Source organism: Bradyrhizobium sp. UFLA05-153 (assembly GCF_054185185.1).
This window is the reverse complement of sequence record NZ_JBBIAM010000108.1, coordinates 1-25,263: the sequence shown is the minus strand read 5'-3', so window position 1 is coordinate 25,263 and position 25,263 is coordinate 1. Positions and strand designations below refer to the sequence as shown.

24 protein-coding genes are annotated in these 25,263 nt (G+C 65.0%); 7 read left to right on the top strand and 17 right to left on the bottom strand.

Going from position 1 to position 25,263, the window contains the following annotated elements:
- Positions 1–29: 29 nt before the first annotated feature.
- From Q2941_RS39725 to Q2941_RS39710, 4 genes are all read right to left on the bottom strand, one after another.
- A complete protein-coding gene (locus Q2941_RS39725) occupies positions 30–572 on the bottom strand; it encodes an REP-associated tyrosine transposase (protein WP_458195891.1) in 543 nt (180 codons plus the stop codon).
- Positions 573–634: 62 nt separating this feature from the next.
- Positions 635–2,887 (bottom strand): CHASE3 domain-containing protein, encoded by a 2,253-nt coding sequence (locus tag Q2941_RS39720; protein WP_458195890.1) that lies wholly within the window; start codon positions 2,885–2,887, stop codon positions 635–637.
- Entirely contained in the window at positions 2,884–3,294 is a 411-nt protein-coding gene (locus Q2941_RS39715) for a response regulator (RefSeq protein WP_027524546.1), read from the bottom strand. The genes Q2941_RS39720 and Q2941_RS39715 overlap by 4 nt, the downstream gene beginning before the upstream one ends.
- 228 nt (positions 3,295–3,522) lie before the next feature.
- The gene (locus tag Q2941_RS39710) at positions 3,523–4,128 is read right to left on the bottom strand and encodes a BA14K family protein (RefSeq protein WP_458195889.1); all 606 of its coding nucleotides are present in this window, start codon (positions 4,126–4,128) and stop codon (positions 3,523–3,525) included.
- A gap of 232 nt (positions 4,129–4,360) precedes the next feature.
- Here Q2941_RS39710 and Q2941_RS39705 point away from each other — a divergent pair, with 232 nt between their 5' ends.
- Complete coding sequence (locus Q2941_RS39705) at positions 4,361–4,768, top strand: NADH:ubiquinone oxidoreductase subunit NDUFA12 (protein ID WP_254112272.1); 408 nt, start codon at positions 4,361–4,363, stop codon at positions 4,766–4,768.
- Between the two features lie 476 nt (positions 4,769–5,244).
- Here Q2941_RS39705 and Q2941_RS39700 read toward each other — a convergent pair whose 3' ends face one another.
- Positions 5,245–5,931, bottom strand: coding sequence for a DJ-1/PfpI family protein (locus Q2941_RS39700; RefSeq protein WP_254112273.1), 687 nt, complete (start codon positions 5,929–5,931; stop codon positions 5,245–5,247).
- 105 nt (positions 5,932–6,036) lie between these two features.
- On the opposite strand from Q2941_RS39700, the gene Q2941_RS39695 reads away from it, so the two are divergent.
- Entirely contained in the window at positions 6,037–6,975 is a 939-nt protein-coding gene (locus tag Q2941_RS39695) for a GlxA family transcriptional regulator (RefSeq protein WP_027524550.1), read from the top strand.
- Here Q2941_RS39695 and Q2941_RS39690 read toward each other — a convergent pair.
- Both Q2941_RS39690 and Q2941_RS39685 read right to left on the bottom strand, forming a co-directional pair.
- Entirely contained in the window at positions 6,972–7,976 is a 1,005-nt protein-coding gene (locus tag Q2941_RS39690; RefSeq protein WP_027524551.1) for a Na+-dependent transporter, read from the bottom strand. The genes Q2941_RS39695 and Q2941_RS39690 overlap by 4 nt on opposite strands.
- 208 nt (positions 7,977–8,184) lie before the next feature.
- Positions 8,185–9,147, bottom strand: coding sequence for an alpha/beta hydrolase (locus Q2941_RS39685; protein ID WP_458195888.1), 963 nt, complete (start codon positions 9,145–9,147; stop codon positions 8,185–8,187).
- Positions 9,148–9,395: 248 nt separating this feature from the next.
- Between Q2941_RS39685 and Q2941_RS39680 the strand changes: the two genes are divergently transcribed.
- The gene (locus Q2941_RS39680) at positions 9,396–10,457 is read left to right on the top strand and encodes a DUF2155 domain-containing protein (RefSeq protein ID WP_458195887.1); all 1,062 of its coding nucleotides are present in this window, start codon (positions 9,396–9,398) and stop codon (positions 10,455–10,457) included.
- Here Q2941_RS39680 and aat read toward each other — a convergent pair.
- The 10 genes from aat to Q2941_RS39630 form a co-directional block, all read right to left on the bottom strand.
- Positions 10,454–11,131: a leucyl/phenylalanyl-tRNA--protein transferase gene (gene aat / locus Q2941_RS39675; RefSeq protein WP_027524554.1), complete on the bottom strand. Its 678-nt coding sequence runs from the start codon at positions 11,129–11,131 to the stop codon at positions 10,454–10,456. The genes Q2941_RS39680 and aat overlap by 4 nt on opposite strands.
- A 61-nt stretch (positions 11,132–11,192) precedes the next feature.
- The gene (locus tag Q2941_RS39670) at positions 11,193–12,296 is read right to left on the bottom strand and encodes a sensor histidine kinase (protein WP_458195886.1); all 1,104 of its coding nucleotides are present in this window, start codon (positions 12,294–12,296) and stop codon (positions 11,193–11,195) included.
- Complete coding sequence (locus Q2941_RS39665; RefSeq protein WP_458195885.1) at positions 12,293–12,733, bottom strand: response regulator; 441 nt, start codon at positions 12,731–12,733, stop codon at positions 12,293–12,295. The genes Q2941_RS39670 and Q2941_RS39665 overlap by 4 nt, the downstream gene beginning before the upstream one ends.
- A complete protein-coding gene (locus Q2941_RS39660; RefSeq protein ID WP_027524557.1) occupies positions 12,730–14,256 on the bottom strand; it encodes a sensor histidine kinase in 1,527 nt (508 codons plus the stop codon). Before Q2941_RS39660 ends, Q2941_RS39665 begins: the two co-directional genes overlap by 4 nt.
- A gap of 107 nt (positions 14,257–14,363) precedes the next feature.
- Positions 14,364–15,713, bottom strand: a complete 1,350-nt coding sequence (gene accC / locus Q2941_RS39655; protein WP_027524558.1) for an acetyl-CoA carboxylase biotin carboxylase subunit — start codon at positions 15,711–15,713, stop codon at positions 14,364–14,366.
- Positions 15,714–15,795: 82 nt separating this feature from the next.
- Entirely contained in the window at positions 15,796–16,281 is a 486-nt protein-coding gene (gene accB / locus Q2941_RS39650; RefSeq protein WP_458195884.1) for an acetyl-CoA carboxylase biotin carboxyl carrier protein, read from the bottom strand.
- 36 nt (positions 16,282–16,317) lie between these two features.
- Entirely contained in the window at positions 16,318–16,785 is a 468-nt protein-coding gene (aroQ, locus tag Q2941_RS39645) for a type II 3-dehydroquinate dehydratase (RefSeq protein ID WP_449382925.1), read from the bottom strand.
- 231 nt (positions 16,786–17,016) lie between these two features.
- Complete coding sequence (locus Q2941_RS39640; protein WP_027524561.1) at positions 17,017–17,832, bottom strand: DUF1236 domain-containing protein; 816 nt, start codon at positions 17,830–17,832, stop codon at positions 17,017–17,019.
- A gap of 196 nt (positions 17,833–18,028) precedes the next feature.
- Positions 18,029–18,796, bottom strand: coding sequence for a DsbA family protein (locus tag Q2941_RS39635; RefSeq protein ID WP_458195883.1), 768 nt, complete (start codon positions 18,794–18,796; stop codon positions 18,029–18,031).
- 112 nt (positions 18,797–18,908) lie between these two features.
- Positions 18,909–20,312 (bottom strand): M48 family metalloprotease, encoded by a 1,404-nt coding sequence (locus Q2941_RS39630; RefSeq protein WP_458195882.1) that lies wholly within the window; start codon positions 20,310–20,312, stop codon positions 18,909–18,911.
- Positions 20,313–20,477: 165 nt separating this feature from the next.
- Between Q2941_RS39630 and Q2941_RS39625 the strand changes: the two genes are divergently transcribed.
- The 4 genes from Q2941_RS39625 (at position 20,478) to Q2941_RS39610 (ending at position 25,198) form a co-directional block, all read left to right on the top strand.
- Positions 20,478–21,665 carry a pyridoxal phosphate-dependent aminotransferase gene (locus tag Q2941_RS39625; protein WP_458195881.1) on the top strand — a complete coding sequence of 396 codons (1,188 nt, stop codon included), beginning with the start codon at positions 20,478–20,480 and terminating at the stop codon, positions 21,663–21,665.
- Between the two features lie 84 nt (positions 21,666–21,749).
- Complete coding sequence (locus Q2941_RS39620) at positions 21,750–22,307, top strand: biotin transporter BioY (protein ID WP_458195894.1); 558 nt, start codon at positions 21,750–21,752, stop codon at positions 22,305–22,307.
- Positions 22,308–22,391: 84 nt separating this feature from the next.
- The gene (locus Q2941_RS39615; RefSeq protein WP_027524566.1) at positions 22,392–23,729 is read left to right on the top strand and encodes a dicarboxylate/amino acid:cation symporter; all 1,338 of its coding nucleotides are present in this window, start codon (positions 22,392–22,394) and stop codon (positions 23,727–23,729) included.
- A 170-nt stretch (positions 23,730–23,899) separates the two neighbouring features.
- A complete protein-coding gene (locus Q2941_RS39610) occupies positions 23,900–25,198 on the top strand; it encodes a tetratricopeptide repeat protein (RefSeq protein WP_458195880.1) in 1,299 nt (432 codons plus the stop codon).
- Positions 25,199–25,263: the final 65 nt, after the last annotated feature.

Sequence of the window (25,263 nt, the reverse complement as noted above, 5' to 3'; positions counted from 1 at the left end):
CGAAAGCGAAACCCATCAACTTTCTTCTCTCAAGTTCTTTCGCCGAATTGGGGACCGTCCTCGTCGCGGGAGACGACTCCGGCCCAGTCCGCCGGGTAAATCCCAAGCTTGACGAAGCGATGGAACGACGACGGCGCCCAGTCTGACACCCGCCCGACCAACCCATGCTTGACGGGATTGATGTGAACATAGTCGATGTGCCTCGCCAGATCCGTCTCGTTCCGGATGGTGTGCTCCCAATAGCGGCGCTGCCACACACCGCGCTCACCCCTGCCGGCACGGCTCGCTGAAATTCGCTCGACCCGCGCGAGGTTGCGAGAGAATGTTGATTTGATCAATCGCCACCGCGTCGCGAAATCCGCATCACCTTCGGGCATGCTCCAGACTGTGTGAAGATGATCAGGCAGCACAACGATTGCATCGATCGTGAATGGGTGCCTTTGACGTGTCTCTCGGAACGCCGCGCGCAGCAACTCGATATGGGTCGTCAACAACGAGAGCTTCCGTTCGACCAGATTGACGGTGAAGAAGAAGGTCCCGCCGGGGACGAAATTGCGGCGATACGAGGTCATTGCGCAACGATAGCACAACTTGGGCGTGATGGGTTTCGCTTCGCTCTACCCATCCTACAATTCTAACCCACCGGCTCCTTGCCGAGCGCCAGGCGGATCATCTCGGCGAGCTGGTTGCGGCGATAGGGCTTGGTCAGCAGCAGCACGCCTTCGTCGAGCTTGCCCTGGTGGACGATGGCGTTGTCGGTATAGCCGGAGGTGTAGAGCACTTTGGTGCCCGGCCGGCGTTTTTCGACCTCCTGCGCCAGCGCGCGTCCGCTCATGCCGCCGGGGATGACGACGTCGGTGAACAGGAGGTCGAACGGCTCGCCGCGGTCGACAAGGGCCAGAGCCGTGCGGCTGTCGGCGGCGGAGATGGTCTTGTAGCCGAGGCTTTGCAGCTGCGCGGTGACGAAGTTGCGCACGAGATTGTCGTCCTCCACGACCAGGATGGTCTCGACGCCTCCGGTCGCCGGAGCAGCCGCGCTGACCGCCCTCTCGCTCGCGCCTTCGCCGGGCGGCAGATAGAGCTTGATGGTCGTGCCGTGGCCCGCCTCGCTGTAGATCTTGATGTGGCCGCCGGACTGCTTGACGAAGCCGTAGACCATGGACAGCCCGAGGCCCGAGCCCTTGCCGATCTCCTTGGTGGTGAAGAACGGCTCAAAGGCCTTTTCCTGCACATCTGGCGGCATGCCGCTGCCGGTGTCGCTGACCGCGAGCATCACATAGGCGCCGGGAGTGACGTCCGGGTTGGCCTGCGCGTAGGCCTCGTCCAGCGTCACCCGGCGCGTCTCGAGCAGCAGCTTGCCGCCATCGGGCATGGCGTCGCGGGCGTTGATCGCCATGTTGAGCACGGCGTTGGTCAGTCGCGACGGATCGATGTGCGAGGTCATCGGCCCCTGTTCGAGCGCGGTCTCGATCTGGATCTGCTCGCCGAGGGCGGGACGCAGAAGCTTTGCGCTGTCTGATATCGCGGCGTTGACGTCGACGTTGCGCGGCTCCAGCGGCTGCTTGCGGGCGAACGCGAGCAAATGCTGGATCAGCTCGGCGCAGCGCTGCGCGGCATCATCGATCAGCCGCGCCACGCGCTGCAGCTCGGGTTGCTTCCCGAGGCTGCCGACCAGCGTTTCGGTATTGCCCGAGATCACGGTCAGCATGTTGTTGAAGTCGTGCGCGACGCCGCCGGTCAATTTGCCGATGGCGTCCAACTTCTGCGACTGGTGCAGCTGCCGCTCGGTCTCGCGCGAGATGGTCGCATCGTGATAGACCAGCACCGCGCCGGAGATCACGCCTTGCGCGGTGCGCATCGGCCGCCCGCTGATGAGGAGATGGCGGGCGGGATTGCCGCTGTGCGGGCGGACGATCATCTCCATCTCTTCGAACTCGTCGCCGCGCAGCACGCGCGCCGACGGCAGCTCCTCAGACTGCAGCGGCGTCACGCCGTCGCCGTGGAACACGTCCGACATCGCGCGCAGGCTCGTCAGGTTCATCCCGGCGCGATGCAGCAGGATGCGCTCTGCGGCAGGATTCGACAGAAGGACGTTGCTGTCCTTGTCGATGACGAGCACGGCTTCCGCCATGCTGTGGAAGGTGCTTTGCATCACGTTCACCGAGATGCGGAGCTCGTCATGGGCGGTGACGAGGTGCTCGGTTCGCTCTGCGACCGCCGCCTCCAGTGCCTCGTTGGCAGCCCTGGTCTCGTGCAGCGTGCTTTGCAGGGCGACACTGGTGCGCCGGGTCTCGCGTATCAGGAGCGCGACCAGGAGCAGGATGATCAAGGCCCCGACAATGTCGATGCCGAGCAGGACGATGCCGGTACGGCGAGACTCCACCGCGCGAGCGGCAAGCTGCTGATCTTCCTCCGCGGTCAGCCGGTCGAGATTGGCGGTCACCGCCTCCATCAGGCCGCGGCCTTCGGCTTTGCCCTGGAGCGCGGCGATGCCGTCGCCGTCATTCGCGGCGCGCAGCCGCATCGCTTCGGCCGCGATATCGAGCCGGCGCAGAATCAGCGGTTCGGTGCCCTCAAGCAGCGCAACTTGATCGGGATTGTCGTGGAGCGCGCGCTTGAGATCGGCGAGTGCAGGCGCAACGGCCCCGCGCGTTGCCTGGAACTCGTCGTTGAAGGCGGGGCTGCGATAGAGCTCATAGCCGCGCGCCGCACTTTCGGCGCGACTGACGAGCAGGCGCAGGTCCGAAATCTTCTTCAGCGCCCCGACGGTGTGGTTGGCCCATGAGGTGTCGGAGCGCGCCTTGACGTCGAGACCGATCGAGGCGGCGGTGATGATCAGGAGGATCGCAAGTCCGGCACCGAGAATGACACGCTGCGAAGCAATCAAGGGGATTTGTTGTCCTTCACCGGCGTCGCCTCGTCGAGGCATTCCTTGATTGCCGTCAGCAGCGTCTCGGGCGTGAACGGCTTGCGCAGGCAACGCGTCGCGCCGAGCTCGAGTGCCATGCGGAGAAAATCGGGCGAGGGCGATGCGGACGAGGCGAAGGCGTAGCCGGACATCGCGATCAGCGGGATCGTCGGCGCACGCTCATGGAAGATGCGGATCGACTCGAAGCCGCGCATATGCGGCATGAAGATGTCGACCAGCATCGCGTCGAAAATCTGCTGCTCCAGCGCAGCCAGCCCGGTTTCGCCGCCGTCAGTCAACGTGACGTCGAAGCCTTGGCGTTGGAGGAGGACCTCGATGGTCGCGCCGACCATCGGATCGTCATCAACCACGAGAATACGCGGCATGACTCTGCCTAACCAATCGAAGTCCCCACAGTCTTTGCTGATATAGGCGAATCGTGGATCGGGTCAATTTTGGATTGGATCAGGACAGATATGCACGGTGGGGTGCATAAAACGCGCGATGTATGGCGTTCGTGTGAAAGCCCGCGCAGCTCAACGACGCGTCAAAAAGGCGCCGCGTGAAAGCGGCGCCTTTTTCGATCAAATTAAAGCAGTGCAACTAACCTGCCCCTAGGGGCAGGGATGTCGCAGACCGTCATAGCCGAGATAGGTGCCTGACGCGGGGTCATAGGACCTGTAGCGCTGGGCACAATAGGCCGCGGAATCGCCGCCGGTGTCGGGCACGACGGCAACGCTCGGACCCTCGTCATAGTAATAGTCATCGTTGTAGTAGGAGTCGTTGTAGTAGGGGCTGCCGTAGTAGGCATACGACCCCAGCGTCCCGATCGCGGCGCCGGCAGCCACGCCGGGCCAGAAGCCGCCACCGCGATGGTGCCAGCCGCCGCCACGCCAGTTACCGCCGTTCCAGTTGCCGGACGGAGCGCCGGCAGCAACGCGGCCGCCTCCGGTGAAGGCTGGCGCGGAGACGCCAGGACGAACCGCTGTGGAGGCTGCGAAATTGCCGCCACCACCGCGGATCGCCGCGGCACCGCCGCCAAAATTACCGCCGCCCATCCGGGCTCCCCCGCCGCCGCCTCCGACCGAGACGTGTCCGCCACCGCCAGCGCCGCCACCGACGGCCTGAGCGCGGGATTGGGCAAAGCTGGCGGCCGGCGTCACCAGCGGGAGAACCAGTGCCAGCGTCGCCGTGGCGGTCAAAACTCTGAGATTGTTCATTTTCGGCTCCTTTTCCCGAAATCAAACCGCTCAAGCAGGCAGTGGTTCCCGGGCGCCCGCGTGGTTTGCATGGGAAGCGCAGGATTCCAGCCCGCATCTGTACCCGCCATGAACGGATCGCGTCCTCCTTGCGGCGGATCAGCGCATTCCAGATGGTTCATTCGCAGTGCCGCAACTGGACAAGTTCGCTTGCGGATGGCATCAGGACCCCACGAAGCAGGGCCCTTGCCGCATGAAACAATTCTTTCTCAAGCTCTTCACCTGGTGGAACGGCCAGACCTTTGGCACGCAGCTCTGGACCTGGCGGTTTGGCGAGCTGGTCGGCGAGGACGAGCAGGGCAACCGCTACTACCGCACCCGCGGCGGCGTGATCGATCCGACGCTCGGTTTCGAGCGACGCTGGGTGATCTATAACGGCTATGCCGAAGCGAGCCGTGTGCCGCCGGCCTGGCATGGCTGGCTGCATCACGTCGTCGACGTGCCGCCTACCGAGCTCAACTACAAGCCGCACGAGTGGGAAAAGCCGCATCAGCCGAACCTGACCGGCACGCCCAAGGCCTACCGGCCCTCGGGCTCGACGCTTGCGAGCGGCAAGCGCCCGAAGGCGACCGGCGACTACCAGCCCTGGACGCCCGGCTAGACCGGCAAACTCAGTGATCATTGGTGCTGGATGCATTCGCATCCAGCTATCGCAGCTGTGAACAACGGGAACAGCGGGGACGCCGCGCGCGCCGCCGTTGCACTTTCGCGAGCGATACGGCTCAATGAACCCATCTTACGGAGATGGGAGACCATCGCGTACGGTTCGGGCAACAGTTCGCGACTGTCCCGAAATGCAGCGGCTGCCGAAGAGGACTCGATCGGGAGATAGGCCCCCGGTCTGGAAGCTCCGAAATCGCCCGTTGGAATGTGCAGCTGTCGTAAGACAGGAAAGGCCGCCCGGGAAACCAGGCGGCCTTTTTCTGTTTGTCGGTCGCGTGCCCCGGACGCAGTGCAGCGCGCCAGCGGTGCACTGCTGAGCCGGGGCCCAGTCTCGTGCGCAGTGGCTCGATGGGTCCCGGCTCTGCGGCGCAGCGTTGCACGCTGCACGGCGTCCGGAACACGAGTGCGGCGTCCTCACATTACCCTGGCCGCGGCCTGCTTGGCGGCTTCGATGCGGCGCGCTTGCGCCGGCGCGATGCGTTCCTTCATCAGTGCGAGCACTTCAGCGGGGGCTGTCTCCGGCGAGCCCGCATTGAACGGCGGTGCCGGATTGTATTCGAGGCGGAGCTGGATCGCTTCCGCCATGGTGCGGTCGACCAGCATCGAGACCAGCGTCAGCGCGAAATCGATCCCGGCCGTGACGCCGCCGCCGGTGATGCGGTTGCGGTCGATGCAGACGCGTGTTCGCGTCGGCGCCGCGCCGAACAGCGCCAGCACCTCCATCGCGCTCCAATGGGTCGCGGCGCGATAGCCCTTCAACAGGCCGGCTGCGCCCAGCACCAGCGATCCCGTGCACACCGAGGTGACGCATTTGGCGCCCTCGGCCTGCCTGCGCAGAAAGTCCAGCACCTCCTCGTCATTGACGAGCGCATCGGTGCCGAAGCCACCGGGCACGCAGATCACGTCGAGTTGCGGACAATCGGCGAAGGTCGTGGTCGGCGTCAGCGTCAGCACGGAATCGCTCGGAACGGGCTCGATCCGCTTCCAGATCAGGTGCACCTCGGCGCCGGGCACGGAGGAAAACACCTGCACGGGACCAGTGAGGTCGAGCTGGGTGACACGCGGAAAAACCAGACATCCGATTCTGAGCGGTGACGACATGAGAGCCTCCAGACAATCAGCTTGACGGGCAGACGATGCCATGATGCTCTTCTGTCAGAAATGGCATAATTCCCTCAATTTCGGACATAACGCAGGGTTCGGCCCATGATCGGCGTCCTGATCTTCCCCGACTTCCAGTTGCTCGATGCGGCGGGCCCGATCTCGGTGTTCGAGATCGCTGCGCGCTATTCGAAGAAGGTGCCTGCTATCCGCGTGCTGGCGCTGAACGCCGGGCCCGTGCGCAGCTCGTCCGGCGTCGAGATGATGGCGCGTGATTTCAAATCGGCGCACGCGATCACGACGCTGGTCATCGCGGGCGGCGAGGGCGTGGCGGGCGCAGCGCGCTGCCCGGCCACGCTTGCGTTCGTGCAGCGGCTGGCCAGGCGCGGCGTGCGCGTCGCGAGCGTCTGCTCGGGCGCCTATGTTCTGGCTGAGGCTGGCTTGCTCGACGGCAAGCGCGCGACCACGCATTGGGGCCGCACGCGCGATTTCGTCGCGCGTTATCCCAAGGTGAAGCTCGAGCCAGACCAGATCTTCACCCGCGACGGCAATGTGTGGACATCGGCCGGCATCAGCGCAGGCATTGACCTCGCGCTTGCAATGGTGACCGACGACCATGGCGAGGCCGTCGCGCAGGACACCGCGCGCCAGCTCGTGCTGTACCACCGCCGCAGCGGCGGACAGTCTCAATTCTCCTCGCTGCTCGAATTGAAGGCGCCGAACGGGCGCTTCGGACCGCTGCTCGCCTGGGCGCGCGAGAACCTCGATACGCCGCTCACGGTCGAGGACCTAGCCGAGCGTGCCAACATGAGCGCCCGGCACTTTGCGCGCGCCTTTGCGGCGGAGACCGGCTCGACGCCGTCAAAGGCGATCGAGCGCTTGCGCGTAGAGGTGGCGCGCGAGCGCGTGCAGTCGTCCAGCGAAGCGATCGAACTCGTTGCGCAATCGACCGGCTTCCGCGACCCCGAGAGGATGCGCCGTGCCTTCATCCGCGCCTTCGGCCAGCCGCCGCAATCGCTGCGGCGGGCGGCGCGGGCGGGCTAGGATGTCGTTCCGGCGGTCGCACCGACCGCAGTCGACTGCGCCGTCAAGCGTCGGGCGATCGGCGTCAGCATCTGCGGCGCGACGTAGTAGGGAAACTGGGTGAGGGCGAAATAGAGCCAGGTCACGCCGGGCAGGGTTCCGGCCGTCGCGGCCAGCATCAGCCCGATATTGCGCTGCGAGACCATCAGCCCGAGCGCGAAGGCCTGTTCGTAGCCGATGCGGCGGAACAGCAGCGTCGTGACGATCAAGAGCGCAAAGAAGATCGCGAAGGCGAGCAGCGCAATGGCGATCGACAGCAGGGGATCGGCGAGGAAGTCGGCGATCACATTGCCCATCACGGCCGCGACGAAGACGAGCAGGATGATGATGTTGATGCCGTCGATCGGCCGGCGTTGACGCTGGATCGCGTCGGCGCCGAACAGCCAGCGGATCACGGTTGCGACCATGAGCGATCCCGCGAGGATCGCGAGCAGTTTTGCGCCGAGCGCAAGCGGCGAGATGCTGAGCGTTTCGCCAAGGAAGAGTGCGGCGAACAGTGACGCCGTGAACGGCACCAGCGCCGTGGAGGTCACCAGCGTGACCAGCACCAGCGTGGCATCGAGGCCCATCAGCGCCGCGATCGCGGGCGATGCCATCATCGGCGAAGCGATGGCCTGGAGCATCAGAGCGAGGAACAGCTCGGGCGAACGGGCATCGAAGCCGGACAGATGCGCCACGAGGCCGAAGATCAGGGGAACGCCGATCGTTGTCCAGGCGGTGGCCGCGACGATCAATCCCGGCCGGCGCAGATGCGCGCGCAGCGCGGCGAGATCGACGCGCATGAAGGAGATGACGAGCAGAAGGAAGATCGCTTCGGTCACGTAAGGCCGCAGCAGCGCGCCGAGGGGCGGGATCGCGATCCCGAACAGCACCAGCGCCGCCACCGCGCGGGTACCCTGGTCGCCGAGCCATGCCAGCCATCGCACGGGGGCGACCAGGATGCGTTGCAGGCTGAGGGACATTTTGTCTTCCAGGAGAGGGTCACCTCGCGCGAAGCGGTTGAGGCGATTTGCGGAGTGCAACTCTTGAGGCACTGGCCTTGTTGTTCAAAGTAACAAAGTGATTACCGTGCATTGCCATGAGCGGTAGCCCGGATGAGCGAAGCGATATCCGGGGACAGGTGCTTCCTCGCAGCGACAAAGTCCGCGCATGTCGCTTCGCTCATGTGGGCTACGATCGATCATCGCTGGCTGAGATCCTCAACCACGCGCCGATCTCTTTGGCCGCGACATCGGCCTGCGGCAACAGCTTGCCCATGGTGAAGAAGCCGTGGAATTGGCCGGGGAAGTGTCGATAGGTGACGGGCACGCCGGCAACTTTCAAGCGCTGCGCATAATCGTCGCCTTCGTCGCGCAACGGATCGCCGCCTGCGGTCAGCACATAGGCCGGGGGCAGGCCGACAAGCGTCGGAGCGCGCGCAGGCGAGGCGCGCCAATCATGGGTGTCGGCGGTGCCATTGAGATAGTGGTCGCGAAACCAGCGGATCACGGAGTGGGTGAGGAGGAGGCTGGTTTCGGGCTCGCTGTGCGAGGCGTGAGTCATCGCGAAATCGACGGCGGGATAGATCAGCACCTGGCCTGCGATGGCCGGGCCGTTGCCGTTCCGGGCGGCGATGGCGACCACGGCGGCGAGATTGCCGCCGGCGCTGTCGCCGCCGACGCAGAGGCACGACGCATCGATGCCAAGCGCGCTTGCGTTCGCTGCGATCCAATGGGTCGCGGCGATGGCGTCGTCGACCGCGGCGGGAAACTTGTGCTCGGGCGCGAGGCGATAGTCGACGGAGATCACGATGAGCTCGCCCTCGACGGCGAGCTTGCGGGCTGCGACATCATGGGTGTCGAGATCGCCGATCACCCAGCCGCCGCCATGGAAGAACACCAGAGCCGGCGATAGACCGTCGCGTTGGCGCAGCTTCATTGGCACGTAGAGGCGGGCGGGGATCTTGCCGTGCGGCGCCGGGATCGCAAGCGCTTCGACGCGTGCCAGCTCCGGCGGCTCGGGATTGGTCGCAAAGCGCGCTTGCGAATAATCCGCGCGCGCTTCCGCTGCGGTCAGCGTTTCATAGGGCGGGCGGGCGGCGTCGAGGAACGCCTCGTAAACGGCGGCGGCATCGGGATCGAGGACGACTGGCATGGGAGGCCTTATCGAGGAATTGGCAGGGCGCTTTCGGAGTCGCCTGTTGGAGGCTCCCCGGAATGATGGGGAGGCGCCGCCCGTCAGGGCCCGCCGGAAAGGGTTCATCGACGCAACTATCCCATCCACCGGGCGGTGTGGCCAGCCAAGGGACCGGGAACGGGCCGGCGGGCGGGGGAAACCGCCCTTTCCCCGCCGTATTCGGCGTGTTAACCGGATGGTCTGCGAGCGGCCGTAACCCCTGTACAATGCTCGATAAACCCGATTCGCTGTTGAAGCCGCGCGAGATGTCTCGAAACCTGATCCTGACCGGCCTTGCGGCGCTTTTTGCCGCCACAGCGATGACCGTCTCGCCTCCGGCGCAGGCGCAGATTGGCACGATCTTCTCTGATCCGCCGCCGCTGCGGCCGCCGGGCAGCATTCCGCGCGGCAACCAGCCGCAGCAGCAGATGCCTGACGACGACGAGGAAGTGCCGGAGCTGCCGCCGCAGGGCCGCGTGCTGCCGACGCCGAACCGTCCCGCCCCCCGCCAGGGCAATGCTCTGCCGGGGCCGGTGGAGACGCAGCCTCTGGCGCCGCCGCCGGGAAGCACCGTGCTGCCGCAGAACCAGCAGCCCTCCATCGCGGTCGCGCCGCCCAATCCTCAAAGCCCCCCGCCGCAGCCGGGCGCCAATCCGACGCTGCCGGGCTTGCCGCCCGGGCAGCGCCAGCCCAAGGGCACACCTCAAAACGGCGTGCCGCAGACGCCGGCCAGCCTTCAGCCGGGCGATGAGGTCGTCACCGAGCCTCCGGCGCAGAAGATCGTGAACAAGAAGGCGACCTTCTCCGGCCTCGACAAGATCACCGGCCGCATCATCAATTTCGACGAGGAGATCGGCGAGACCGTGCAGTTCGGCGCGCTGCGCGTCAAAACCGACGCCTGCTACACGCGACCGGCGACGGAAGCCGCCAATACTGACGCTTTCGTCGAGGTCGACGAGATCACGCTGCAAGGCGAGGTGAAGCGGATTTTTTCGGGCTGGATGTTTGCGGCAAGTCCCGGCCTGCACGGCGTCGAGCACCCGATCTACGACATCTGGCTGACCGACTGCAAAGAGCCGCAGCAGACGATCGCGACCGCGGCGCCGGATCCGGCGAGCAGGCCGGCCGCGCCACCGCCGCCGGCGCAGAAGAAGGCCGCACCCAAGCAGGCCGTGCAGCAGCCGCGTCCGCCGCAGCCGCCGCCGCAACAGCAGCAGGCGCCGCCTCCGCCGCCGCCACCGCAGCAGCAGCCGGGCCTCTTCGGGCTCCCGGGCTTCGGCCGGAATTAGCTTCGCGTCGCGATGATCTCGAGTGCGCTCGCCCCCGGGATCGCGTCTCCAGGCAACTTCAGGAAGTCGGCGGACTCGCCCGCCAGCGCCTTGTCGAGCAGGGCGGTGTAACGGCGCCTGGAAATCTCGACCGCACCGAAGCTGCGCAGATGCTCGGTGACATATTGCGTGTCGAGCAGCTCGAAGCCGCCGCAGATGAGCCGCGCCACCAGATGCACCAGCGCGACCTTCGAGGCATCACGCGCGGTGTGAAACATGCTTTCGCCGAAGAAAGCGCGTCCCAGGCTCACGCCATAGAGACCACCGACGAGGTCGTCGCCCTGCCAGGCCTCGACACTGTGGCAATGGCCGAGCTCGTGCAGGCCGCCATAGAGGTCACGAATACGCTTGTTGATCCAGGTGTCCTCGCGTCCGACCTGCGGCGCGGCGCAGCCCGCCATCGTCGCCTTGAAGGCGGTGTTGACGGTGACGCGAAACACATCCGAACGCACGGTGCGCGCAAGGCGCGAGGCGACGCGAAATCCATCGAGCGGGATCACGCCGCGCATCTCCGGCTCGACCCAGAACAGAGTCGGATCGTCCGCGCTCTCGGCCATCGGAAAGATGCCGCAGGCATAGGCACGCAGCAGCACGGCGGGGGTGATTTCAGACGAGGCGGAGTCGCGCGCAGTCATGCGCGGCACATTAGCAGGATCGCGGCAGCCTTGCGATGGGGTCGATGCGGGGCTTCGCGGATCAGCTCGCGGCGGCGCTGTTCGTCGTGCTCGACGGCGCGGGCAGGCGGCGGAACTTCAGCAGGATCTTCGTCCCGGCGTGATCCGGATCGCGTTCGACGGAGGCGTCGAGCTTGGAAGCCATCGCCGCGACGATGCGCTGGCCCATCCCGGTCGAGCGCGGATCGGCCTTGGCGTTGTCGCCGACGCCATCATCGGCGATTGACAGAACGAGATCCTCGCCCTGCGAGGTCAGCTCGACGTGAATGGGGCCTGCCCCGTCCGGATAGGCGTATTTCACCGCGTTCATGACGAGCTCGTTGACGATGATGCCGACCGCGACTGCGCGGTCCGGATCGATCTCGATCGGCTCGGCCTTCAGCGTCAGGCGCGACATCCGGTTGCCCTCGGCCGAGCGGCGGAGGTCCTCGAGCAGCGAATCCAGATACTGGTTCAGGACCACGCTCTTCAGATCTTGCGAGGTGTAGAGACGGCGGTGCACCTGTGCGACCGCGGCGACGCGGCCCATCGCATTGGTCAGGGCGGCCTTGACCTCCTCCTGCGCAGCCGAGCTTGCCTGGAGATGCAACAGCGAAGCGATGATCTGGAGCGAGTTGCCGACGCGGTGGTTGACCTCGCGCAGCAGCATTTCGCGCTCGGCGGCAAGCGCCGCGTAGCGGTCGCGCGAGGCGTGGATCTCGGCTTCCGCCTCCTCGCGCGCCTTCTGCAACTCGGCCTGACGCAGGGCGCCGTCGGCCGCGACATGCAGCAGCGGGATGAAGTCGCCCGTGACATCCTTGACGAGGTAATCGGCGGCGCCCGCCTTCAGCGCGGTCACGGCAATGCTGGAATCCTGCGAGGCCGTGACGAAGACGACGGGCGGCGCGTCCGGGATCGCCATGATCTGTTCGAGTGTCTCGAGACCGTCGAGGCCCGGCATGTACTGGTCCAGCGCCACGACGTCGATGTCGCCGTCGACGTTGCCTTGCCGGATGCGCGCGAGGCCTTCCTCGCCGCTTGAGGCAAGTATCACCTTGTAGCCACGGCGCGACAGGCCGCGCTCGACGAGGCGCGCCAGCGCGTCATCGTCGTCGATATAGAGCAGGGTCGGCGTGGTCTGGCTCATGTGGCGGCGGCTGGGATCTGGATGACGGAGAAGAATAGCCCGAGCTGCCGGATCGCGTTGGCAAAATTCTCGTAGTTGACCGGCTTTGTGATGTAGACGTTGCAGCCGAGCTCGTAGCAACGCTTGATTTCCTGGGAGTCGTCGGTGGTGGTCAGCACCACCACGGGCGATGCCTTCAGGTACTTGTTTTCCTTGATCCGCCTCAGGATATCGATCCCGGTCATGTCGGGCAGGTTGAGGTCGAGCAGGATCAGGAGCGCGTTGCCTTTGTGCGCCAGGCCGTTGCCATCAGCTCCGAACAGATATCTGGTGGCGTCCGTGCCGTTGGTGAACGGCATGATCTCGTTATTGACGCCGGAGCGGCGGATGTTGCGCTCGATCAGGCGGGCGTGCCCTTCGTCGTCCTCGATCATGATGATGGTGACGGGCTGGGTCATTGGTTTCTGTCCCGATTGCTGGCGTTCCACTTGATCGGCAGCGTGATCGTGAACGTGCTGCCGACGTTGAGTTCGGAGGAGACCGACATCGTGCCGCCGAGGCGCCGCACCAGGGCGCGGACGTGGGCAAGGCCGATGCCCTGGCCCGGCTTGTCCTGGAGGCCGGCGCGGCGGAACAGATCGAAGATGCGCTGGTGATCCTTCGGGTCGATGCCGCGGCCATTGTCAGAGATCTCGAAGATCGCATAGCCGAGCTTGGTGCGGCCGCGCAGCACGATCTCGCCGGGAACGCCGGCCTTGAGATACTTGATGGCGTTGTCGATCAGGTTGGAGAAGATCTGCTCCAGCGCCAGGCGGTCGCTCACGATATCAGGCAGCTCGCCGACGCGGATTTCGGCCTGCGCCTCGGCGGCCTGATGCGCTACCGTCGCCACGATCGTCTCGATCAGCTCGCCCGTGTCGATCCTGACCGGCTCGAATTCGCGCCGGCCCTCGCGGGTGAGGTTGAGGATCGCCGAAATCAGGCGGTCCATCTTGCCGATCGAGGATTTGATGAAGCCGAGCGCCTCGGAAAAATCCTGCGACAGCTGCTTGTCCGGTTCCTCCAGCGCGCTTGCTGCGGCATCATTCATTGCCAGCGGTGGCCCGTCCGCCGGCACGTGGGTGAGGCTGCCGATGCGCCGGAAGATGTCGTTGCCCAGTTCCTCGAGCTCGCTGGTGAAGCCCATGATGTTGACCAGCGGCGAGCGCAGGTCATGGCTCACGATATAGGCAAAGCGCTGGATCTCGTTGTTGGCTTCGCGCAAGTCGGCCGTGCGTTCATCGACGGTGGTCTCGAGATTGAGATTGGCATCGCGCAGGCGTGCCTCCGCCTCGTCGCGGATGGCCGCCGAGCGCCGCACCAGCCAGATCGAGATCAACGCGAGCACCACGACGAGACCGGAGCCGATGCCGGTGAGCGATGCCGCCAGCGTCTGACTGTTGTTGGCATTGGCCGAGCGGAGCGTGAATAATCGCTGTTCCTCGCGGAGCATGGCGTCTGCGGCGTCGCGGATCGTGCTCGTCGTGTCGCCGGCGGCCGCTTCGCGGACGAGCGCGGAGGCGCGTGCGAAGTCGCTCTGCTCGATGTAATTCATCTCGCGCGTGAACTGGTCGAGCCTGGTTTCGACCGCCGGCCGCAGCTTGCGGACGCTTTCCGCCTGCGCGGGATTGTCCTTGGTCAGCTCCACCAGCCTGTTGAGATGCGGCGGGACCCCCGCCACCGCGGCCTGGTGGTCGGTCCAGAATTCCGGCCCGCGCGTGAGGAGAAATCCGCTCGCACTGCTCTCGGCGCGGCGAATTTCCAGGAGCAGCGTGTGGATCTGGTTCTCGACCTCGATGGTGTGAATGACCGAGGCGTTGTCGTCACGCGCCTTGTTGACGAGGTAGACGGAGCCGGCGCTGATCACCGTCAGCACCAAGAGTCCCGCCGCGAACAGCAGGATCTGCCAAAGTGCGCGCCGCCGTCTCAGGTCAGGCGTCACGCCAACTCCAGTTCCGACCTTAAGAATTTCCACTCCCCCATGCAGAAAACCCGCCGATAACGCCGCAAGCGGCGTTCGGTTCCATAGCAAGGCTAGGAGGGTGGCCGCTAGTTGCCGGATTGGCCGGCCAAGTACTGTTCGAGCCAGTGGATGTGATAGTCGCCGTCGATGATGGCGGGTTCACGCACCAGGGATCGGAACAGCGGCAGCGTCGTCTCGATGCCGTCGACCACCATCTCGTCCAGCGCGCGGCGCAGCCGCATCAGGCACTCGGTGCGGGTCTTGCCGTGCACGATCAGCTTGCCGACGAGGGAATCGTAGTAGGGCGGGATCGTGTAGCCCTGATAGACGGCCGAGTCGATCCGTACGCCCAGACCGCCGGGCGGATGGTACTGCGAGATCCGGCCAGGTGAGGGACGGAAGGTCTGCGGGTTCTCCGCGTTGATGCGGCACTCGATCGCGTGCCCGATGATCTGGATCTCCTCCTGCTTCGCCGGCAGGTCGCCGCCGGCGGCAATGCGGATCTGCTCCAGCACGAGGTCGATATCGGTGATGCTCTCGGTGACGGGATGCTCGACCTGGATACGCGTGTTCATCTCGATGAAGTAGAACTCGCCGTCCTCGTAGAGGAACTCGATGGTGCCGACGCCGAGATATTTCATCTCGCGCATTGCCTTGGCGCAGGTTTCACCGATCTTGGCACGCGCGGCCGCGGAGAGGACGGGCGAGGGGCCTTCCTCCCAGACCTTCTGGTGACGGCGTTGCAGCGAGCAGTCGCGTTCGCCGAGGTGGATCGCGCCGCCGCGGCCGTCGCCGAGGATCTGGATTTCGATGTGGCGTGGTTTCTTCAGGTATTTTTCCAGGTAGACGGACGCGTCGCCGAAGGCAGATTTCGCCTCGTTGGCGGCCGTCGACAGCGCCAGCGCAAGGTCTGCCTCGCTGTTCGCGACCTTCATGCCGCGGCCGCCGCCGCCGGCGGCAGCCTTCACCAGCACGGGGAAGCCGATCTGCTTCGCGATCGCCGTCGCGTCGTCGTTGGGACCGACCGCGCCGTCCGAGCCGGGCACCACGGGGATGCCGAGCCGCTTGGCGGTCTTCTTGGCCTCGATCTTGTCGCCCATCAGGCGGATGTGCTCGGCCTTCGGACCGATGAAATGCAGATTGTGCTCGGAGAGGATTTCCGCGAAGCGCGCATTTTCCGACAGGAAGCCGTAGCCCGGATGCACCGCATCGGCGCCGGTGATCTCGCAGGCCGCGAGCAGCGCTGGAACGTTGAGATAGCTGTCCTTCGACTGTGGCGGCCCGATGCAGACGCTCTCGTCGGAGAGGCGGACATGCATCGCGTCCGCGTCGGCGGTGGAGTGCACGGCGACGGTCGCGATCCCGAGCTCCTTGCAGGCCCGCAGGATGCGAAGGGCGATCTCGCCGCGATTGGCTATGAGGATCTTGTCGAACATGGTGCCTCAGCGGGCAAATAGCGAGTAGCGAATGGCGAATGGAAGTGCAGCAACCATTCGCTATTCGCCATTCGCCACTCGCTTATTCAATGATGACGAGCGGCTCGCCGAACTCGACCGGCTGGCTGTCCTCGACCAGGATCTGAGTCACGGTTCCGGCGCGCGGCGAGGGGATCTGGTTCATGGTCTTCATCGCTTCGATGATGAGGAGCGTCTGACCGACCGAGACCTTGGAGCCGACCTCGATGAAAGGCTTTGCGCCCGGCTCGGGCGACCAATAGGCGGTGCCGACCATCGGCGAGGTGACGGCGCCGGGATGTTTCGACAGATCTGCCGGCGCTCCGGCCGCAGTCGCCGTGGCAACTGCCGCGACAGGGGCCGCGATGACCGACGTCGGCACGGCCGCGGCGACGCTGATGTTGCGCGCGACGCGCAGGCGAAGTCCTGCGCGTTCGATCTCGATCTCGGTGAGGCTCGTCTCGTCGAGCAGGGTCGCGAGTTCGCGGATGAGCGCGGAGTCCTCGCTGGAAAACTTTGCGGCTGCTTTGTCGTCTGGCTGGCGCGCCATGATCTTGATTCCGAACCTTCTGTTTGAAAAGGGGCGTCAGGCTTTGGGCTGGATGCCGAGCTTGGCGGCAAGGCCCTGGATCGCGAGGCGGTAGCCTTCGATGCCGAAGCCGCACAGCGACGCGAAGGCGGCGCGGGCGGTGTAGGAATGGTGACGGAAACTCTCGCGGGCGTGGATGTTGGTGACGTGCACCTCGACCGTCGGGATCTGCACCGCGAGCAGCGCATCATGCAGCGCGATCGAGGTGTGCGAATAGCCGCCGGCATTGATGATGATGCCTTTCATCTTGCGGGCGTGCGCCTCGTGGATGAAGTCGATCAATTCGCCTTCGCGGTTGGACTGCCGGCAGTCGGCCTTGAGGCCGAACTTCGCTGCGGTCTCCCGGCAGAGCGTCTCGACATCGGCGAGTGTCGCGTGTCCGTATTTCTCCGGTTCGCGCGTCCCCAGCATGTTGAGGTTCGGCCCGTTGAGGACGAGGATCGTGTCGGTCGCAGGTTCAGCCATTCAAAATCCCGTCAGGTGCTTCGGCGGAGGTGGCGGGGGTTATAGGTAACAAAGGGGCTTAGGGGAAGCCTTCAACGACCTCCCGCGGGGCTTCAGATAGCTCATCCAGCCCGCAAAAAGCTGTGCGGAAGCTACGGAAATTGCTTGTTAACCAGTCCAAATCATGGCCGGCCGATGGCAAAAAGGGCGGGCATTGCTGCCCGCCCCTGGGGGGTGCCGATCTGCCGGCCGTCAGGCGTTGAGAACCGCGATGATCTCGTAGGTGACAGGATCGATGATCACGATCTCCTCGCGGACCAGGATGTACCTGTAGCTTCGCCACTCCGGATATATCGTCGCCACCCGCGACGGCAGGGCGTGCAGCTCGATGCCCTCACGCGGAATCCGCGTGCCGACCGAAACCGAGAAGTTGACGTTGCTGACGGGAGCCACGTGCTCCTCGTGGATCACTGACGTGATCTGCGTGCGCTGCTCGGTCGAGAGCTTGGCGCCGGCGCCGGCCTGGCCGGTGGTCTGTGTCTGGGTCGACGTGCCGGACTTGGTTTGCGTCTCCGAGCTCATGCCCTTCGACCTGTCCTGCTGGCCCTGGGCGCGTTCGTCAGTGCGTTGGCCCTTCGTTACACCCGACTTCTCCTCAGCCGTCGGATTCTTGTGCATCGTGCCCGAGGACTTTTCGTCCTTCATCGCGCCTGAGGATCTCTCTTCAGCGCCGGACTTCATTGACCCGCCGGCCTGTCCCACGGTGCCCTTTTCCTTGCCCGTCGAATCCTTGTGCATGGCGCCGGACTTCTCGTCCTTCATCGCGCCCGAGGACCTCTCTTCAGCGCCGGACTTCATGGATCCGCCAGCTTGTCCCACGGTGCCTCTTTCCTTGCCCGTGGATTCCTTATTCATGGCGCCGCCGTGCTCGGTCGCGCCAGCTGATGGCTGGTGCTGCTGCGTCTGCTGACCGCCGTACTCCTTGGTCCCAGTTCCCTGCGCATTCGCGAGACCAGTGCCCGCGACGAGTGCCAGCGCGGCAACCGAGATCATAAAGCGATTAGTCATTGAACCTCTCCTCACGTGTTTTGTGCGTCATTGCCCGCGCCGACAACGAAAGGAGAAATGAGATGTTCCGAAACTTCATCGGTTCCGAGGTTTTTGTTTGTTGAATGCGAGATGAATGGTCGCACCAAGATTCCGACAACAAAAAAGGCCGGTAAAAACCGGCCTTTTTCAATGTTCGGATAATCGAAAACGGGAACTAGCAGGTCGCCTTGCCGCAGCGTGCGACGCCGATCTTTTCCTTCAGGCCGTCGAGGCCGATGGCGCCGACCACGATCTGCTTGCCGATCACGTAGCTCGGCGTGCCGTTCATGCCCATCGCTTCGGCGAGCTTGAAGTTCTCCTCGATCGTGGCGCGCACTTCCGGAGTGGCCATGTCCTTCTCGATCTTCGCGACGTCGAGACCGGCTTCCTTGGCGGCGGCAAGCGCGTGCGCCTTGTCGGCCTGGCCGCGGCCGCCGAGCAGCTTCTGGTGGAAGTCGAGATACTTCTTGCCGGTGGGATCCTGCATGCGGACGGCGACCGCAACCTGCGCCGCCTCGACCGAGCCCTGGCTCAGCACCGGAAACTCCTTGAGCACGACCTTCAGCTTGGGATCGGCCTTCATGAGATCGAGCATGTCGGTCATCGCGCGCTTGCAGTAGCCGCAATTGTAGTCGAAGAACTCGACGAAGGTGACGTCGCCGTCCTTGTTGCCGAGCACGACCTGGCGCGGCGAGTTGAAGATCCCATCCGCATTCTGCGCAATGCTTGCTTCGTGCTTCTGCGCTTCGGCTGCCGCCTGGCGCTTGCTGAGCTCGGCCATCGCATCCTCGAGCACCTCGGGATGGCTGACGAGATAGTTCTTGATGATCGTCTCGATGTCGGAGCGCTGGGTGTCGGTGAAGCTGTCGGCCGCGGCCGGCCCGGTTGCGCCGAACACGGCGAGCGCAAACAGGGCGGGTACGATCAGGCGCAGCGAAGGCATTGGCAAATCCTCTGGTCGAAAGCAGGTTACGGAAGACATCCCGGCCGATCTAACCTGGCCGCGCCGTGACGTCGTGGTGTTGGTGTCATTGCGTCGGTGTCGTTCTAAGCGTCTAATTGTTGCGTGGCGGTTTTGACGCCACGATGTCATCGGCCTTGACCCAGCCGGGCGTGCCAATGGCGAAACGGGTTTTTGCGCGCGTCGCAAGCTCGCGTGCGGTCTTGTTGTCGCCGCGCAGGTAAGCTGCCTGCGCCGACGCCAAATCGGCCTCCGCATAGTCCCCCTTGCGGCCATAGGCCATGGCGAGCTGTGTGTAGCCGATCGGCGCCTCCGGCTCCCGCGCCACCGCGGCACGGAGAATCCGGATCGCTTCGTCCGTGTAGGACTTATTATCAGTTCCGACCAGAGCCTGCCCAAGTAACATCTCGATGAGCGGGGCGTTGCCGGACAGCTGCACCGCCTTGTGCAGGGCAGGGATCGCTTCCGCCGCCTTCCCGCTCTCGAGCAGTGCCTGGCCGCGCACCTCGTAGAAATACGGGTTGTTCGGCTGCGCCTGGATCAGCGCGTCGATCTGGGACAGCGCGCTGCGCAGGTCGCCGTGCAGATAGGTGCTGATGGCGCGGGCATAGCGGGCTGGTATGCTGTCGTTGGACAGCGGATAGCGGCGGTAGACAGTCTCGGGCCGCTCCATGAAGGCGGAGACCTTGGCGCGAACCATGTCATGGCGCGCCTGGAGTGCCGGATCGTCCTTCTTGTCCCAATAGGGGCTGGCGCGGGCGAACTGGGCGAGCGCCTCGACGCGCTCGGCCGGCATCGGATGCGACTGCAAATAGGGATCGGCGCCGCGCGCGGCGAACAGGCTCTCGCTGGTGAAGCGCTTGAACGTCTCGTACATGCCCTTCGGCGACTGCTGGGTCGCGGTCAGGAACTTCACGCCGGCACGGTCGGCGTTCTCCTCCTGTTGGCGCTGATAGGACAACAGCGAGCGGCGGATCATCTCCTGCGGTCCGGCGACGGCGGCCGCGCCGGCATTGGCGAGACCACTGTTCGCGTTGCCGCTGCGGGCGCCCGCGACCATGGCGCCTGCGCCGAGCAGCATGGCGATGATCATCTGCGTCTGGGCGTTGGCGAGCTGCTCGCGCAGCTTGGCGAGATGCCCGCCGGCCAGATGCCCGGTCTCGTGCGCGAGCACGCCGATCAGCTGGTTCGGGGTTTCCGACTGCATGATCGCGCCGTAATTGACGAAGATGCGGCGGCCATCAGCGACGAACGCGTTGAACGATGCGTCGTTGAGGATCACCATCTGGATGTTCTGCTTCTCCAGACCCGCGGCGCGCAGGATGGGTCGGGTATATTCGCGCAGCAGTTGCTCGGTCTCGGTGTCGCGCAGCACCGGCGGGCCCTTGGGCCCCTCCTGTGCGCTGGTCGCCGGGAACGGCGCCAGCACCATGGCCGCTGCGGTCACGATGGCGGTGAGAGCGGAGGCCTTCTTGCGCAAAGCGAGCTGGAGCAACATCGATCGGTCTTGAAATGCAGTTTTGTGATTGGTCTTGGTGATTGGCGTCGGACCGGATACGGGCTATGCCCTAATGAGCCGCACAATGCGGCCAGTCTGGGGCGCGGACGCCCCCGTTCCCGGCCCCCCAAGGGTTCCGAACTGGAAGCGAAATAGCAGATATTGATGGCCGATGCGATATTGAGGAACCGGCTGGAGCCTTGGCTGACGCCATCCCGCCGCAGTGACGTTCCCCCCTTCATGGTGATGGACGTGATGGCGGCGGCCGCGCGTATAGAGGCAGCCGGCGGCCACGTCATTCATATGGAGGTCGGACAGCCCGCCGCGCCGGCCCCGAAGACCGCGATCGCGGCCGCCCACAGGGCACTGGACACCACGCGGATCGATTATACCTCCGCGCTCGGCATCCCCTCGTTGCGCGAGCGCATCGCGCGCCATTATCGCGACGCCTATGGCTGTGCGGTGAGCCCCGAGCGGATCGTCGTCACCACCGGGTCTTCCGGCGGCTTCATTCTGGCCTTCCTTGCCCTGTTTGAGCCAGGTGACCGCGTCGCGGTGACGGTGCCTGGCTATCCGCCATACCGTCATATCCTGACCGCGCTGGGCTGCGAGCCGGTGCCGATCGAGACCACCAGCGAGACCCGTCACGCTCTGACCGGCGAGGCGCTGCTGGCTGCCCATTGCAAGGCGCCGCTCAAGGGCGTGCTGGTTGCAAGCCCCGCCAACCCCACCGGGACCATGATGTCCAGGGAGGCGCTATCCAGCCTGATCGCAGCCGCCGAGGGCGCCGGTATCCGCTTCATCTCGGACGAGATCTATCACGGCCTCGACTATGCTTTTCCCGCCGTCACCGCGGCGGCGCTGTCGGACCATGCGCTCATCATCAATTCGTTCTCGAAATATTTTTGCATGACTGGCTGGCGGGTCGGCTGGATGGTCGTGCCGGACGTCCTGGTGCGGCCGGTCGAGCGGCTCCAGCAGAACCTGTCGATCTCGGTGCCGTCGCTGTCGCAGATCGCGGCTGAAGCAGCATTCGACGGCGCTGCCGAGATGGAGGAGATCAAGCACGGCTATCAGGAGAACCGCCGCATCCTGATCGAGGGCCTGCCCAAGGCGGGCCTGACCAAGTTCCTGCCCGCCGATGGCGCATTCTATCTCTATGCCGACGTGTCGGATTTCACCTCCGACAGCCTTGAGTTCGCCAAGCAGATGCTGGAGCAGGCCCATGTCGCGGCCACGCCCGGCATCGACTTCGATCCCGTGCACGGCCGCTCCTTCATCCGCTTCTCCTATGCGAGATCGGGGGAGGAGATGCGGGAAGCAGTTGACCGGATCGCCCACTGGCTTAAATAGCCGCCAGTTTTTGAGAGCCTTCCGGAGTTCAACGTGTCCGATAGATCGCCTGCCGCCGCGCCGCATTTTCCTCTCGCCACCATCGTGTGGCCGGTCCAAAGCGGCGAAGCCGCGGGCGCGCTGCGCGCGGTCGTGCTGGTTGCGTTTGGAACGGCCTTGATGGCGCTATCAGCCAAGGTCAGCCTGCCGCTGCCCTATGTGCCCATGACCTTGCAGACCGTGGTCGTGCTGATGATCGGCGCTGCCTTTGGCTGGCGCCTCGGTAGCGCAACCATGATCGCGTATCTCGCGGAAGGCGCAATGGGCCTGCCGGTGTTCGCAGGCCCGGTGGGCGGCCTCGCTCCGCTCGTCGGCCCCACGGCCGGATATCTGTTCGGCTTCGTCGCGGCGGCCTTCGTCACGGGCTTTCTCGCGGAGCGGGGCTGGGATCGGAGCATGGCCTGGCTGTTCGCGGCCATGGCCATCGGCCACATCGTCATTTTGGCGATGGGCTTCGCCTGGCTTGCGTTCGGCCTCGGGCTTGGCGCTGTCAAGGCCTGGCAGGTCGGTATCGTGCCGTTCATCGCGGCGTCGCTGATCAAGAATGCGCTCGGGGCGACCTTGATGCCGGCCGCGCGCCGGATCGTCGATCGCCGCCACTAGGCGGTCAACAGTCGAGCAGTTCCATTTGACTCGGCCCGCCAAGTTGATCTTGGCTAGAACCAAGAGAATTGAGGGGAGGGAGCAATGACAACGACAACGATGACGGCGGCCGCGCCTGCCGCAAAGGCCGCGGCCAAGCCGTGGTACAAGGTTCTCTATGTCCAGGTGCTGATCGCCATCTTCCTGGGCGCCATCGTCGGCTGGCTGTGGCCTACGGTCGCAACCAACGACTGGATCAAGGCGATGGGCGACGGCTTCATCAAGCTGATCAAGATGGTGATCGCCCCGATCATCTTCTGCACCGTGGTCTCGGGCATCGCCCACATCCAGGACGCCAAGAAGGTCGGCCGCATCGGCGTCAAGGCGCTGGTCTATTTCGAGATCGTCTCGACCTTCGCGCTCCTGATCGGGCTCGTCGTCGGCAATCTGGTTCGTCCCGGCGCGGGTTTCGGCAGTGCGGCGGCGAACGCGCAGGCGGTTGCCAACTACGCCAAGCAGGCCGAGGGACAGAAGAGCGTCGACTTCATCCTGCACATCATCCCTGACACCGTGGTCGGCGCCTTCGCGCAAGGCGAGATCCTCCAGGTGCTCTTGTTCTCGGTGCTGTTCGGCTTCGCCATCATGGGGCTCGGCGAGCGTGGCCATACGATCCGCAGCTTCATCGATGATGCCGCCCATGCCGTGTTCGGTGTCATCTCGATCGTGATGCGCGCAGCGCCGATCGGCGCATTCGGCGCGATGGCCTATACGATCGGCAAGTTCGGCACCGGCGCGATCCTCAACCTGATCGGGCTGATCGCGACCTTCTATGTCACCGCTGCGCTGTTCGTGTTCGTCGTGCTCGGCACGATCGCGCGCTTTGCGGGGTTCTCGATCTTCAAGTTCCTGGCGTACATCAAGGACGAGCTCCTGATCGTGCTCGGCACCTCGTCGTCGGAAAGCGCGTTGCCGTCCTTGATGGAGAAGCTGGAACGGCTCGGCTGCTCCAAGTCGGTGGTCGGCCTCGTGGTGCCCACTGGCTACTCGTTCAACCTCGACGGCACCAACATTTACATGACGCTGGCGACCCTGTTCATCGCGCAGGCGCTCGGCGTCGATCTGAGCTTCGGCCAGCAAATCACCATCCTGGTGGTGGCGATGCTGACCTCGAAGGGTGCCTCCGGCATCACCGGCGCCGGTTTCATCACGCTCGCTGCGACACTGGCGGTGGTCGATCCACGGCTCGTGCCGGGCATGGCGATCGTGCTCGGCATCGACAAGTTCATGAGCGAATGCCGCGCGCTGACCAACCTCTGCGGCAACGGCGTCGCCTGCGTGATCGTCGCCTGGTGGGAGGGCGAGCTCGATCGCGAGAAGCTCAGTGCGCGACTGAGCCAGCAGATCGATCCGACCGACATGGAGACGGCGCTCACGACGGACTGAGCCGCAAGCTGATCGTAACGGCGCCTCGCGCCGCTGCGCCTTGAAACTGGAGGGCTGGTCGACATCGTCGATCAGCCCTTGCTGTTTTTGCCAGGCGCCAAAGTGACGGAATTTTCGCGCCCGTCCGTTTAACCCCCATCGGGATTTCGGGGTGAAGGGCGGGTGGCATCGTGGGCAAGGCGGCGGTCGATCGGATTCTGTTGCAGGCGGTGGAGCATTACGAGGCGGGGCAGCCGGATCAGGCCGGCCTGTTGTGCGGCGAAGTCCTGAAGGCGCATCCCGACCATGTGCCGGCGCTGCATCTGTCCGCCGTGGTCGCTTTTGTGACCGATCGCGCGAGCGACGGGGCGAGCCTGCTGAGCCGCCTGTTCAGCCTCGATCCCGACCACGCGCCGGCCCTCGTCACGCTGGGCGATGCGCTTGCCGTAAAGGGCGAGCGGGACGGCGCGGTGGCGGCGTTTCAGCGCGCGCTGCTGGGGCGGCCGCGCGACGCGGCCCTCTACAACAAGCTCGGCGTGGCGCTGGCTGAGCTGTCGCGCTTCGAAGAGGCGGAAGCCGCCTATCGGCGCGCCATCGAGATCGATCCGCATCTGATCCGTGCGCATTTCAACCTGGCCGTCGCGCTGGCGGGGCAGGGACGGCTCGCAGAGGCCGAGAACGCTTATCGCGAGGTCATCGCAAGGGATCCAGCGCATCGCGGCGTCTGGCTCAATCTCGGCAATGTGCTTGCGGATCGGAAGAAGCTCGACGAGGCCGTGATGGCCTATCGTCGCGCCCTCGAAGCGGGCGCCGAGGATCCGGGCCTGCTTTGCAATCTCGGCGCTGCGCTCTACCGCAAGGGCGAGCTCGAGGAGGCGATCGCGCATTATCGCCGCGCGATCGCGCTTGATCCGGACAACCTTCCGGCGCTGCGGTTGCTCGGTCTCGTCCTGCACGAGGCCGGCCACCTGCATCAGGCGGCCGCGACCTACCAGCGGACCATCGCGCGCGATCCGGCTGATCACGTGATCACCAGCAATCTTGGCGCCTGCCTGTGCGAGCTCGGACTTTTCGACGAGGCCATCGCGGCCTGCGAGCGCGCGCTGGAGCTGAAGGCCGATCATGCGCCAGCCCACACCAATCTCGGCATCATCTTCGAGAAGCAGGGGCGTGTCGAAGCGGCTGTTGCCGCTCATCGCCGCGCCGTCGTCGCCGATCCCGCCTATGCCAAGGGCCATGCGAACCTCGCGGTGGCGCTGCGTAACGCCGGCGAGATCGACGCGGCGCTTGCCGCCTCGCACCAGGCCATCGCGCTCGATCCGGAGCAGCCGCTCGCGCAATATAACCACGCGCATTTCCTGCTGATGAACGGCGACTTCGCCAGCGGCTTTGAAGCCTATCAATGGCGGCGCAGGTGCAAAACCCTCTCGGACGGCGATCCGATCTTCAGCGAGCCGGAATGGCGGGGCGAGCCGCTTCTAGTCACGTGAATCTAAAGTTCGCCACATAAAGTCTGCTGAGCTTTGTGACAGAAGCGTTTAACAGAAGCCAAGAT